Annotated in this window: 8 protein-coding genes and 1 pseudogene; 2 read left to right on the plus strand and 7 right to left on the minus strand. The window is 61.0% G+C overall.

What is annotated here, in order from left to right; translation table 11 throughout:
* Positions 1-98: 98 nt before the first annotated feature.
* Positions 99-5,294 (minus strand): alpha-2-macroglobulin family protein, encoded by a 5,196-nt coding sequence (locus ACNA0J_RS27750; protein ID WP_415822168.1) that lies wholly within the window; start codon positions 5,292-5,294, stop codon positions 99-101.
* Between the two features lie 219 nt (positions 5,295-5,513).
* Positions 5,514-5,828 (minus strand): ATP-dependent Clp protease adapter ClpS, encoded by a 315-nt coding sequence (gene clpS / locus ACNA0J_RS27755; RefSeq protein WP_415822169.1) that lies wholly within the window; start codon positions 5,826-5,828, stop codon positions 5,514-5,516.
* 219 nt (positions 5,829-6,047) lie between these two features.
* Between clpS and ACNA0J_RS27760 the strand changes: the two genes are divergently transcribed.
* A complete protein-coding gene (locus tag ACNA0J_RS27760) occupies positions 6,048-6,293 on the plus strand; it encodes a cold-shock protein (protein ID WP_006220277.1) in 246 nt (81 codons plus the stop codon).
* A gap of 130 nt (positions 6,294-6,423) precedes the next feature.
* Positions 6,424-6,975 (plus strand): DUF192 domain-containing protein, encoded by a 552-nt coding sequence (locus ACNA0J_RS27765; protein ID WP_415822170.1) that lies wholly within the window; start codon positions 6,424-6,426, stop codon positions 6,973-6,975.
* Between the two features lie 300 nt (positions 6,976-7,275).
* Here ACNA0J_RS27765 and pcaF read toward each other — a convergent pair whose 3' ends face one another.
* The 5 genes and pseudogenes from pcaF to xseA all read right to left on the minus strand — a co-directional run.
* Complete coding sequence (gene pcaF, locus ACNA0J_RS27770) at positions 7,276-8,481, minus strand: 3-oxoadipyl-CoA thiolase (protein WP_415822171.1); 1,206 nt, start codon at positions 8,479-8,481, stop codon at positions 7,276-7,278.
* A 148-nt stretch (positions 8,482-8,629) separates the two neighbouring features.
* Entirely contained in the window at positions 8,630-10,012 is a 1,383-nt protein-coding gene (locus ACNA0J_RS27775; protein WP_415822172.1) for a chloride channel protein, read from the minus strand.
* A gap of 173 nt (positions 10,013-10,185) precedes the next feature.
* Positions 10,186-10,764, minus strand: a complete 579-nt coding sequence (gene sodB / locus ACNA0J_RS27780) for a superoxide dismutase [Fe] (RefSeq protein WP_094821736.1) — start codon at positions 10,762-10,764, stop codon at positions 10,186-10,188.
* Positions 10,765-10,915: 151 nt separating this feature from the next.
* Positions 10,916-11,371, minus strand: a 456-nt coding sequence (locus ACNA0J_RS27785; RefSeq protein WP_415822173.1) for an exodeoxyribonuclease VII large subunit, incomplete at its 5' end; no start/stop codon positions are given.
* An 11-nt stretch (positions 11,372-11,382) separates the two neighbouring features.
* Positions 11,383-12,271: pseudogene (xseA, locus tag ACNA0J_RS27790) on the minus strand (exodeoxyribonuclease VII large subunit); the annotation flags it as partial.
* Between the last annotated feature and the right edge of the window lie 253 nt (positions 12,272-12,524).

Raw genomic sequence — 12,524 nt, forward strand, 5'->3', positions numbered from 1 at the left:
CCAGNANCANGAGCAGCGCGGCCAGCACGATAAGCGTGCTGGCCAGCCCTATCACCGCCCGGCGGAAATATTTCACCAAACCGGTCCCTCAAATGCCCTTACCGAGCGGCCGCGCGATCACGGACTTCGATGGAGTTCCACCGTTCGCCCACGCCTCGCAATTCGGGCCGGTACATGTCCTCGGCCACCGTGGACGGAACGGCATAGCGCCCCGGCGTCACCACGCGCGCCATGTAGAACACGTCGACGCTGCTACGGGTCAAGGATACGGCGGCCACATAGCGATCGTCGCGGAACTCACGGTGCTTGATCGCCGAGTTCGACATGGCGTCAGCCACTCGCACCCCGCCGATTTCCCACTCTTGCATGTCGGGGCTCTGCGACAGGTTGAGGTTCTCGATTTCCAGGCCTGCCGGTACGCGATCGACGATCAGCGCGTCAGGAATCGTCTGGTTCGCGCTCGCCGTGAGGCGCACAACCAGCATATCGCCCGTGCGCAAGACACCGCCATCCCACGAACGGCCGTCGGGGGTGTACCAACGACGCTGCAACGAGATCACATCGCTGCGCGGTGCCGGAGCCTCCTGTCGCGTGCCTTGCAGATCGAACTCGGCAAACAGCACATTCGAACCCGTATTGGTCACTTGCAGCAGAGACAAATCGTCTGCTTTCAACGCCACGGTTTCGTCTTCGGCGCTGGTCAGGTTTTTCGTCCCGGACGCCGCAGCCATGGTAGCAGCCCAGGGTTTGGCCGCATCGCCGCCCGCAGCGCGTGCCGCCAGCACCAGAGCCATTTGCTCTTGCGTCGACAGGTATGAGCGGCCGCGCAAATGGTCATCGAGTTGCATCATCAAGGTTTCGCGGCCTTGCGGCGCGAGCTGATACTTGCTGGCGATAGCGTAGCCCAAGGCGTAATCACGCACGGGGCTGCCGTAGTCGCCGAGCCAGGCGCCGTAGTAGTAGCTACCCTTGATCGGATAGCCATAGGCTCGCACCAAGGCCTGCTGCATGGCTTTTTCCATGCGGCCCGTGTCGCCCATCAACTGGAACGCCGCCGCCAATTGAATCAACGGCAGAGGCGACAAAGCGCGCTCCTGGTAGCGATCAAACAGCTGACGCACCGTCGCCAATGAAGCCTGTTTGTCGCGCGCCAAGGTCAGCGCGGCAGCCGCATAGCCTGCGAAACGGCGATGATCGCCACGCATCATGTCGATATAGCCGCTCTCGACGCTGCCTTTCTGCAGCGATTTACGCAACGCATCCGGCCACGTGCCGAACGATCCCGAGCTCTGCTGCAATTGCTCTTGTAGCCATTGCCGCGAACGATCGAGCGATTGTTCGGGCACATCAAAGCCCTGATCGCGCGCGTCCTGCAGGAAACCGACCGCATACGAGGTCAGCCAGACATCCCGCGCAGAGGCCTCGTTGCCCCACAGCGAGTATCCGCCTGCCGCGTTACGCATACCGGCCAGCCGTCCCACTGCGACGGCGACTTTTTCGGCGCGCTGTTCTTTGGTCTGCACCGGCAGGCCGAAACGCTTGCCGTCGCTCTCGTCCAGCAGCACCCACGGTATCGCCGAACTGATAGTCTGTTCCGTGCAACCGTAGGGATAGCGCAACAGATCCTGCACCAGCCGCGAGACGTTGATCGGCGGGCGATTCGACAGGCTGATGTTGGCGGTGACGGAGTCGGGGTAATAACCCACCATCACGCCGGCACCTGGCGTAAAGCTCTCGCCCGGGGCCAGACGCACCCGTTTGACGACATGCTCGGCGGCATGAGACGGCTGCACCTGCAGCACGGACTCGCGTTCGATGTGGATCGGTTTTGCGCCGCCCTTGCCGTCGATCACCAGGCGCATCAGACCCAGGCCATAGGAGCCAGTCGGCGTAGCCGTAAAGCGCACGGTGGTGCGTTGGCGATCTTTCAGCGTGAGCGTACGCGTGCCACCATCGGCAATGGACAAGGGGTCCAGGGCCTGCAGCGTCACGGTGATCTGCTGTGCGGATCCGCTCAGGTTGGCCACATCGACCGCCACCGTCGCCCGGTCGCCCGGCGAGATAAAGCGCGGCATGTTCAGCTCGGCCACGATAGGCGCAGCCACGACCATTTCCTGATCGGCATGACCGTAGTGCGAGTCGGTGAACGCGACAGCCATCAGACGCAGCGTGCCATTGAAATCAGGCAGATCCAGGGGAATATCGGCCTCGCCCTGATCGTTCAGCTTGACCGGGCCGGAGTACAAGTCGACCAGCTTGACCTTTTTGGGCAGGCTGCGGCTATCACCGCGCATGGCGGCATCGCCCCCCCATTTCAGGCGGCCCTGCGTGCCGTCCATTTTCTCGATCAGCTTGCCGTACATGTCGCGTAATTCCGCGTCATAACGGTGCTTGCCAAAGAAGAAATCCACCGGATCCGGCGTGGCGTACTGATTGATATTCAGGATACCGACGTCCACGGCAGACAGCGTGACGTGAGCGGCCTGCCCTTTCGCGCCATCGACCTTCACACGCACCGTGGTCCGTTTTTCGGGCTCGACTTTGGCAGGAGCCGTCAGCGTGACGTTCAGCTTGCGATCGTCACTGGCAATAGGCAGGAAGGCCAAACCCACGGCACGTGCAGGCGTCACGCGATCGCCGGCGCTACCAGGACGGAACACCACGGCAGAGACGTAGAGATCGTGACGTTTCCACGATTCGTCGATGGGAATGCTGACTTCGGTACCGGTCGCCTTGACGTCCACCCAGTTCGACCACAGCATGCGGTCGCCTTCGACCGTGACCAAAGCCTGGCCATCATGCGGCGGCGTCACCGTCAGCTTGACCTTGTCGCCTGGGCGTGCGGGCACGCCTTCGAGCTTCATTTGCACGCGATCGGGACGGTTGCCGACCGAATCGGCGTCCTGGGCATCCCAGCCCGCGTAGAAACGGTAGCGCATCACCTCACCGGTTTCCGGATCGGTGATCTCCAGACGATAGCGGCCCCAGCTGACCGGCAGGGTCATCGCGGTGCGATTGGGCAACGCGATCGTGCGCGAGTCCTCGAGGTCTTCGGTATCGGTATAGCCGCTGTTCCAGCCGCGCTGGTCGTCATAACGCCAGTAGTAATTGCGGTTTTCGCGGAATAGACGCACCTGTGCCTCGGGCAACGGCGCCACCTCACCCGAGGCGTTGACGCGCACCACCTCAAAACTCGCAGGCGAGCCTTCGCGGGTCACGTCATTGCTGAACAGCGGACGTACGGCGATCAGTTTGTCGGCAGGCCAGACGCTGCGCTCGATCGAGCGCACGACCGGGCGGCCGCCGGATTCCAGCAGGCTGACCGACAAACGCACGCTCAAGGGGGATTTGGCTTTGCCGGCAGACTGCGGATCTACCGTCAGTTGCGTGGATCCGCTGTCATCCAACGTGGTTTCGGGCATTTCCTCGTAATGGCGCAGTGAGTCGTCGGCCACATCGCCAAAGACGAACCCGGGCCACTGTTGCGCGAGGGCATAACGGTTGCGCTTGACCTGGAAGCTCGACAGCAGGCGGTTGCCCGCTGCCGGCGCACCATAGAGGTAATCGCCCTGCACGTCTACTGTCCAGGCCTCTCCCGGCGACAACACCGGTTGCTTGGAGTCCAGATGCAGTTTCATGCGTTCGGGCAGGAATTCCTCGGTCTGGAACCACCACGTCGCATCGGGCACCTTGGATGCGGGGTCGACACGCAGCTCGAGCAGCCATTTACCAGTCTGGGCATCGACCGGCAGATTGATCGCGTGCTCGATATAGTTGGCGACCTTGCTATCCGGTTGCCAGAGTTCGCTGCGCACGACCCGGCCATCGGGGCGTTTCAGCACGGCAGTCAGGGGCGCGGCCTTCAGCGGCTGGCCATCGAGGTCACGCGGCAATACCGATACGTGGAACGTTTCGCCGGGGCGGTAAAGATTACGGCCGGAATACACGAACAGGTTGTTCGGGCGGGAGGTATGGCCACCGATGTCGTATTCGGATAAATCCAGTGCTGGCTCGGCCAGGGACAACATGGTCAATTCGCTGCCACGCACGGCGCGGATCAAGCGCGCACGCGACGAATCGCCGTCAAAACGTACGTGGCCGCCCTTGTCGGACGCGGCCTTTGCCAGGACTTTGCCCGAGCCATCGACCAGTTCGACTTCGGCATCGGCGATAGGCTGGCCCGTTTTCAGCGAGATGGTATAGGCCTCGGTGCGATCGGTATAACGACGCACATGCAGGCCCATGTCGCTGATGTAGAAATAGGTCACCTGGTATTCGTAGCGGAACCGGCCGGGCTCGCTCATGATCGCCACGTAGATGCCGGGCTGGCGCAATTCCTGGATGTTTTCCACCGGCAGGAAGGTCACATGACGGCGATTGGGCTTGTCATCGGTGACGAAACGGCCCTGATAGACGCTGGTCGTCAGACTGTGCAGGCGGTCCAGATCCCAGTTGCTCACCAGGCCCTTCAGGCTGCGGTTGTCGGAATAACGCCAATCGTCTTCGTCATCCTCGTTGGAGGCCTTCAGACCCAGGACGTCGTCGAAAAATTCAGGCATGTGCTCTGGCGAGACGCGCAGAAACTGCACGTCGACCTCGGGCATATTGACGGTCGCCACGGGCAAGCCGCCATTTTGTCCAGCCGGCAGTACGACGCCACGACTGGCAAAGTAGAACGACGGCGGCATGGCTTCGGTTTGCACGCTGCACTGGCGTTCGTCGCCCAGGGTGGTGTCTTTTTGGGCAGCTGGGAAATCGGAGCGCACGCGGATGGCGTAGGCGCGCTGCGGTTGCACATAGGGGAAATAGACGATGCGCGGGTTGTCGCCGACCACCCATGCTCCCTCGACGGTCTTGCCTGCCGGTGCAGCCTGGCCTGGCGGCACCCCGGTGGCAGTTTGCCCGGCGGTCGATTGCTCGCCATCCTCGGCGGGCTTGGCCTCGCCGGTGTCGATCACGCTGAAATAGCGGCTCAGCTCTGTCTGGCGACCCACCGGTTGGGTAAAGGTGACGGCCAACGCCATGGAATCGCGGAACTGGCGCGGTTTGCAGTCCAGCATGGCAAAGGGATCGTTCTGGCCAATGGTGGCGGTGGAATTTGCCGTGGGCTGGGGCGCTGATGCCGAGGGATTCGCCGTTTGGGTAGCGCCGCTTGCCGCACCGGATTGTGCCGCTGGGGCCGCGGGCGGATCCGCACTCGGCGGCGCATCACTACGCCATTGCCATACCCCGATACCGACAGCGATGGCAACCACCAACGCCACGACTCCGATCACGCCACTCTTTTTACCCATGGCTTTGCCTCTGTACAACATGTTAGGGCGTCAAACGCCCACGGATCCTCGCCCGGCACGCACCGGCGCGCCGCGACTATACGCTAATTACAAGATCACTACTACGTACCAAGCCCCCGTCAGGCCTCGACTTGTGATCCCCTCACCGCAGGTCTGATTCCCTGCATGCTCCGTTCTTGATCGGCCCGCGGTGTGCGATGACCGCTCAGTGTGCAGCGATTACACGGGTTCCATCACGCACTGCAACGGATGCTGGCGTTCGCGCGCGTACTGCGCGACCTGGGAAATACGCGTGGCCGCCAAATCCCGTGGATAAACACCACAGACGCCGCGGCCCTCATGGTGCACCTGCAGCATGATCCGGGTAGCCTCTTCTTGATTCTTGCGGAAGAACTTTTGCAGGACCTTCACCACGAACTCCATGGGGGTGTAATCATCATTGAGCAACACTACCTGGTACATGGGCGGCGGCGCAGTACGGGACGCCTGTTTCTCCACGACGAGGTCATGCTGTGTATCAAAGGTCGAACTCATAAGGCGGAATTGTATTGAAACAATGGGCGGCAACGCCGCGTATTACTTAAAATTACACGTACAGATGCGTAATTTCCACACTTGACGGTTTAAAGAAAAGCAGAGCATTATCCACGCATTCGGAGGCTATCTTGTGTCAACAAGCGTCTTCGGAGCCGGGAGGCAATGGTTTAGGCCAAAAGTTTCTGTCAAATATACGATTCAAATGAGGCAGTCCGCATGTCTGATACGACCGCAACCGCCGTCCAAGGGGACAATCCCAAATCGACGGGCACCGTCAAATGGTTCAACGACGCGAAAGGTTTTGGCTTCATTACGCCTGACGATGGCGGTGAAGATCTGTTCGCACATTTTTCGTCGATCCAGATGAATGGGTTCAAAACCCTGAAAGAAGGCCAGAAAGTGGCATTCGAAATCATCCAGGGACCTAAAGGCAAACAGGCGCTGAATATTACGGCGGCCTGACGCCCAGTATCATTATCGCGCCGAACGATAGACAAACCGGACCTATGGCAGGATTGTTTTAGAATGCGGCGTCATTACCCAGGCGGGGCATAATGCCCCGCCTTGTTATTTTCTGCTGCTTTCGGGTCTCATGGTGATTCATCGTTTTGCGCGGTTTGTGCGCGCCCTCTCCCGCTGTCTTGTCACTGGGCAACATTCTCGTTCACCGCTGCTCAACACCCGCACGGCCAGCACACTGGCAGCAGGCGCGCTGACGAGCGTACTCCTGAGCACGGCGAGTATTCCCGCTGCAGCGCAAACACCCACCGGCCCTCAAACCGGTTTGCCCATCACCAAGTTGACCGCGGGGATCCACGTCATCCGTGCCGAAGTCGCCAACACCGACGAAACCCGGCGCATCGGCCTGATGCTGCGCAAGAGCCTGCCCGACAATAACGGCATGCTGTTCGTGTTCGACGAAGCAGACATGCAGTGTTTCTGGATGCGCAATACGCTGGTGCCCCTGTCGATTGCCTTCATCGCCGATGACGGCACCATCGTAAATATGGCCGATATGGCGCCGCAGACCGATGAGCCGCACTGCTCGGAACAGCCGGTGCGCTATGCACTGGAAATGGCGCAAGGCTGGTTCGACACCCATGGCGTTGCAGCGGGCCAGCGGCTGAGTGGCATTTCCCAGTAAACGCGCTGGCAAACGCGTTTGACACGCTGCCGGCATGCGCGACGGGACGAATGCCGTGGACCTGTGATGGTGTGATCTAACGGAAAAAGCCCCCACGCTACGCCTTCGGCTTGCTGCCCCCGTGGGGGCATTTTTTGTTTTGGGGCGGCCCGGCAACAAAAAAGCCCCCACGCTGCGCCTTCGGCTTGCTGCCCCCCGNGGGGCNTTTTTTGTTTTGGGGCGGCCCGGCAACAAAAAAAGCCGGTAAAACCGGCTTTTTTTCATCCGGGCAGGCGGCGCCGAAACGCCGCTGCCCTGGTATTACACGCGCTCGAGCACCACGGCAATACCCTGGCCCACCCCGATGCACATCGTGCACAGCGCATAGCGGCCGCCCGTGCGATGCAATTGGTTGATGGCAGTCGTCGCCAGACGGGCACCGCTGGCCCCCAGCGGATGGCCCAGCGCGATTGCGCCGCCGTTCGGGTTCACGCGCGCATCGTCGTCAGCGATACCCAGATCACGCAACACGGCCAAGCCCTGCGCGGCAAAGGCCTCGTTGAGCTCGATGACATCGATCTGATCCAACGTCAGGCCGGTGAGCGCCAGGACCTTGCGCGTGGCCGGCGCCGGGCCCATGCCCATGATTCGCGGGGCCACGCCAGCGGTAGCCATACCCACGACGCGCGCACGCGGCGTCAGGCCATGACGCGCTGCGCTGGCCTCGTCTGCGAGCAAGAGCGCGGCCGAGCCGTCATTCACGCCCGACGCATTGCCGGCCGTGACCGAGCCGCCTTCGCGGACCACGCCTTTGAGGCGGCCCAAGGCTTCGAGATTGGTTTCGCGCGGGTGCTCGTCTTTATTCACGACGATGGGGTCGCCCTTTTTCTGGGCGATCGAGACCGGCGTGATTTCGGCGTCGAAATAGCCCTCTTTTTGGGCGCGAGCCGTTTTGGATTGGCTAGCCAGAGCGAATTTATCCTGGTCCTCGCGGCTGATCTTGAAATCGTCCGCCACGTTTTCCGCCGTTTCCGGCATGGAATCGACGCCGTATTGCGCCTTCATCAGTTTGTTGACAAAGCGCCAGCCGATCGTCGTATCGTAGATCGAGGCGCTGCGCGAAAACGCGCTCTCGGCCTTGCCCATGACGAACGGCGCGCGGCTCATGCTCTCGACACCGCCAGCCAGCATCAGGCCAGCTTCGCCGGCGCGAATGGCGCGAGCCGCCGTACCCACTGCGTCCAGGCCAGAACCACACAGACGATTGACCGTGCCGCCGGGGACGTCCACGGGCAGGCCCGCCAGCAATGCCGCCATGCGGGCGACGTTACGGTTGTCTTCGCCGGCCTGGTTGGCGCAGCCCAAGATCACATCGGTCAATTCTTCCCAGTTCACGCCCGGATTGCGCGCCATTAGGGCCTTGATAGGCACTGCAGCCAAATCATCGGCGCGCACGGGGGCCAAAGCGCCACCGTAACGGCCAAAAGGAGTACGGATGGCATCACAAATGTAAGCGTGCACGGTCATGGATCGAAGCTCGTAAGAAAAGTGAATGACAAAAAAAGATAGCGTTCGATCTTACGCCACTCGACCTTGCACCGGCACAGTGCACAGCCAGAGCGTCCATTCTTTGGACGCAGTCCACCGTATGGACATCTTGCTCTGCGGTGACCGGTTATTTTGTCGTACGGCCAACCTCGACCTGAGCCTGCCGACGATACCGACCGGCAGCAAAATGATAAAACGGCTGAGGACAAAACTGCCGGGCAATCACGGACGCCGACAGAGAACCTACCAATAGCCAGAACAGCATCGGCTGGCTGCCTGTCATCTCCATCACGATCACGCTCGCGGTCAACGGAGACTGCGTCGCCGCCGCCAGAAACGCCGCCATGGAAATCAGCACCAGCACACGGCGATCAATCTCGCCGCCAGTCAGTTCCCAGATATGCTGGCCGATACCGGCGCCTGTCGTCAACGCGGGGGTGAAAATGCCTCCCGGTATTCCCGCCCAGTATGACGCCACCGTCGCCCCCAGTTTGGCCAAGCCAAAGGCCGCCGGCCCCTCGGCCTCGCCGGAAAGCAAGCCACTGGCCACGCCATATCCAGTGCCATAGACAGTCTGACCGCTCAATACGCCCAGCACCGCCAGAATCAATCCCATGGCGGCAGCCGTGTAAATGGGATGGCGACGAATCCAGCCACGCCAATTGGCGGGCGCGACCCCAGAAGCGCCTTTACTCAACAACCGGCTGAACACGCCGCCTAGCACGCCATTAGCCAAACCGCATAGCAGCACCCACAACACCATATAGTTCGGCAGCGCCTGGCCGCCAAAGGTGCCGAAATACGGGTTATTTCCCGCGACGGCGACGACAAGAAACCCAGAGGCCAGCACGCCGATCAATACCAGGCGTTGCCAACGCAGGATAGTGCCGCGCCCCAGCTCCTCGATCGCGAAAATGACGCCGGCCAACGGCGCATTAAATGCGGCAGCCAAGCCTCCGGCCGCACCTGCCGCGATAAGCTCATTTGCATGAAAACCGCGTAACGGCACCCCTTTGCTGCGCCAGAATCGTCCCCAGGCCAGCATGACGGCCGCACCGACCTGTACCGACGGCCCTTCCCGGCCGGCGGAGGCACCAGCGGCCAATCCCAAAAAGGTCAGTGGAATCTTCAGCAGCGTCTGCCGTATCGAAACCAGGCTGCTTTGTGCGGCGCCGGGCGGCAAGGACAACGAACCGATGACTTGCGGGATCCCGCTACCTGCCGCATTGGGTGCCCAACGGATTGTCATCCAACGCAGTATCGCAAAGGCGGCGGGCAGCACGATGAACGCGAGCCAACCGGCACGCGAGGTCCAGGCATGGTTCCATTCCAAGGCCAGATCGGCCAACCACGCAAATCCCAGGGACACGAGCGCCACCAACGCCGCGCCGCCCAACAACAAACTGAGCTGCAGGCTCTTGCGCGAGAGACGGCTGAATTGCCGCAATTTACGACGGGCGAGCAGCGACAGACGCGAGAACGGGCTGCGAGGAGGCGAGGTCGTGGACATCGCCGCATTTTGCCAGAATCGTAACGAAACAACCGGACTGAGCCCGTGAAATATGGCTCAAGAAAAGCACCATGCGCCGTTTCAACCGAGGTTCGATCGGTACAAATACGATGACAGGGCTCAATAAAAACGCCCAGCCTGGGCTGGGCGTTTTCAACGAAACTGGATACGACTTAGGCGAAGTTTTTCGCAGCGAAGTCCCAGTTCACCAATGCCCAGAAGTTTTCCAGGTACTTGGGACGGGCATTGCGGTAGTCGATGTAATAGGCGTGTTCCCACACATCACAGGTCAGCAAAGGCTTGTCTGCGGTGGTCAGCGGGGTAGCAGCATTGCTGGTGTTGACGATGTCCAGCGAGCCGTCGGCCTTTTTGACGAGCCAGGTCCAGCCCGAACCGAAGTTGCCAGCAGCCGATTTGTTGAAGGCTTCTTTGAAAGCGTCAAAGCTGCCCCATTTGGCATTGATGGCATCGGCCAGTGCGCCCGAGGGTGCGCCGCCAGCGTTGGGAGCCAGGCTGTTCCAGTAGAACGTGTGATTCCAGATTTGTGCGGCATTGTTGAATACGCCGCCCGAGGATTTTTTGACGACATCTTCGAGCGACGCGTTTTCAAACTCGGTGCCCGGGACCAGATTATTCAGGTTCGTGACGTAGGTCTGATGGTGCTTGCCGTAGTGAAACTCGAGGGTTTCTTTGGAGATATGCGGCGCCAGGGCGTCCAGCGCATAAGGCAGGGGAGGAAGCGTAAATGCCATGAGAGTTCCTTCTTGGTTGATTGCACGATCAAGCAAATAGATTGTATCGGCTCTTTAGCCTGCACTCTGGGTTAACCCAGTGCAGCGCGGGGTTACGCGAAAGGAGAATCAGTCTTAAGCAATCCGGGTCGAGCCAGCCACGGTCGCAACATCAAACGTCATGCGTATCCAGCACTTGCACCTGCGCCCCGCCGCGCGCGAACGTCAAATTCAGCGCCTGGCCTTTGGCCAACGGTGCGGCGTCACGCAGGATATGGCCTTCGGCATCCCGCACGATGGCATAGCCTCGCGCCAAAGTATGCTGCGGATCCAGAGCACGCAAATGCGCACTGACGGCAGCGATCCGAGCCTGGCGAGTGGCCAGTTGGCGTTCCTGGGCTTGATGCAGACGGCGGGCCAACGCGGCCACGCGCTCGCTCGCCCGGCCGGTATCGGGCGTGGCGTGTGCCAGACGCTGCACCAACATCCCCAGTCGCGCTGTCCGCCGGCCGTGAGGCCCCTGCCACGCGGACTGCAGCCGATGACGCAGCGTATTCAGGCGTTCGGCCTGATGCGCCAAACGGCGTGCGGGCGACACCAACTGCGCCGCGGCGCGATCCAGCCGTNGNGCCGCCTGGNCGAGGCGGCGCTGCTGCCCCCGCGTCAGACGCTGTACGGCATGGCCGATGCGCGCCAACAAATCCGCTCGCGGCACGCAGGCCAACTCTGCCGCCGCCGTCGGCGTCGGCGCGCGCACGTCGGCCACAAAGTCTACGATCGTAAAATCGGTTTCGTGCCCTACCCCACTAATAATAGGAATGGCGCTCGCCGCCACCAGCCGGGCCAGGGCCTCGTCGTTAAAGCTCCAGAGGTCCTCGATACTGCCACCGCCACGCACCAGCAACAGCGTATCGACCTCTTGGCGAGCATTGGCCAATTGCACCTGGGCAGCCAATCTTGCTGCCGAATCCGCTCCCTGGACCGGAGCGGGGTAAATCACCACCGGCACTTGCGGCGCACGGCGAGCCAAGGCAGACAGCACATCCCGCAACGCCGCCGCATGCAACGAGGTAATCACGCCAATGGCGCGCGGCAAGGCGACCGGCTCACGCTTGACGCTTTCGTCAAACAAGCCTTCCGCGGCCAACTGGGTCTTCAGGCGCAGAAATGCCTCGTACAAATTCCCCAAGCCGGCACGGCGCATGGCGTCGGCCTGCAATTGGTAGTCCCCTCGAGGCTCGTACAGCGACACACGAGCCCGGATTTCAACCTGGTCGCCGGCTCTGGGCACAAACCCCACGGCGGACGCACGGCCACGAAACATGACCGCCCGCACAGCGGCCCGGCTGTCTTTCAGTGTGAAGTACCAATGTCCCGAGGCGGCTTGGGTGAAATTGGAAATCTCGCCGCGCACCCACAACGGCGGGACATTGCGCTCCAACAATTGGCCCACAGCCTGATTCAACTGGGCAACTGTCAGGATATCCCGCGTAAATACGTCGTTTGTGACGAGAAACTCAACTGTCATAAGGCTTTCCAGAGAGATAACTGTCCACAGGGCGCGCCAAGTGGGCCGCGATGATACCGCAAGCCGGCAAATCGTGCAGCGCTGCCCGCAACGCTAGCAAATTCGTAATAAGCAATTGATTTATATGTAGAAATTTACCAACCCCAAATGGAGGCAACAGGCCCAATCCAGCGCAAAGCCAGCATCTATCCATGTTTAGCCTTAGTTTTGCACAGAATTATCCACAAAATCTGTGGATAGATTGGAGGTTATC

It is taken from the genome of Bordetella tumbae, from assembly GCF_965139195.1.
Lineage (GTDB): Bacteria > Pseudomonadota > Gammaproteobacteria > Burkholderiales > Burkholderiaceae_B > Bordetella_A > Bordetella_A tumbae.

Coding starts and splice junctions, on each gene's coding strand:
- ACNA0J_RS27750 (WP_415822168.1), bottom strand. CDS start 5,294: ATGGGTAAAAAGAGTGGCGTGATCGGAGTCGTGGCGTTGGTGGTTGCC.
- clpS (WP_415822169.1), bottom strand. CDS start 5,828: ATGAGTTCGACCTTTGATACACAGCATGACCTCGTCGTGGAGAAACAG.
- ACNA0J_RS27760 (WP_006220277.1), top strand. CDS start 6,048: ATGTCTGATACGACCGCAACCGCCGTCCAAGGGGACAATCCCAAATCG.
- ACNA0J_RS27765 (WP_415822170.1), top strand. CDS start 6,424: ATGGTGATTCATCGTTTTGCGCGGTTTGTGCGCGCCCTCTCCCGCTGT.
- pcaF (WP_415822171.1), bottom strand. CDS start 8,481: ATGACCGTGCACGCTTACATTTGTGATGCCATCCGTACTCCTTTTGGC.
- ACNA0J_RS27775 (WP_415822172.1), bottom strand. CDS start 10,012: ATGTCCACGACCTCGCCTCCTCGCAGCCCGTTCTCGCGTCTGTCGCTG.
- sodB (WP_094821736.1), bottom strand. CDS start 10,764: ATGGCATTTACGCTTCCTCCCCTGCCTTATGCGCTGGACGCCCTGGCG.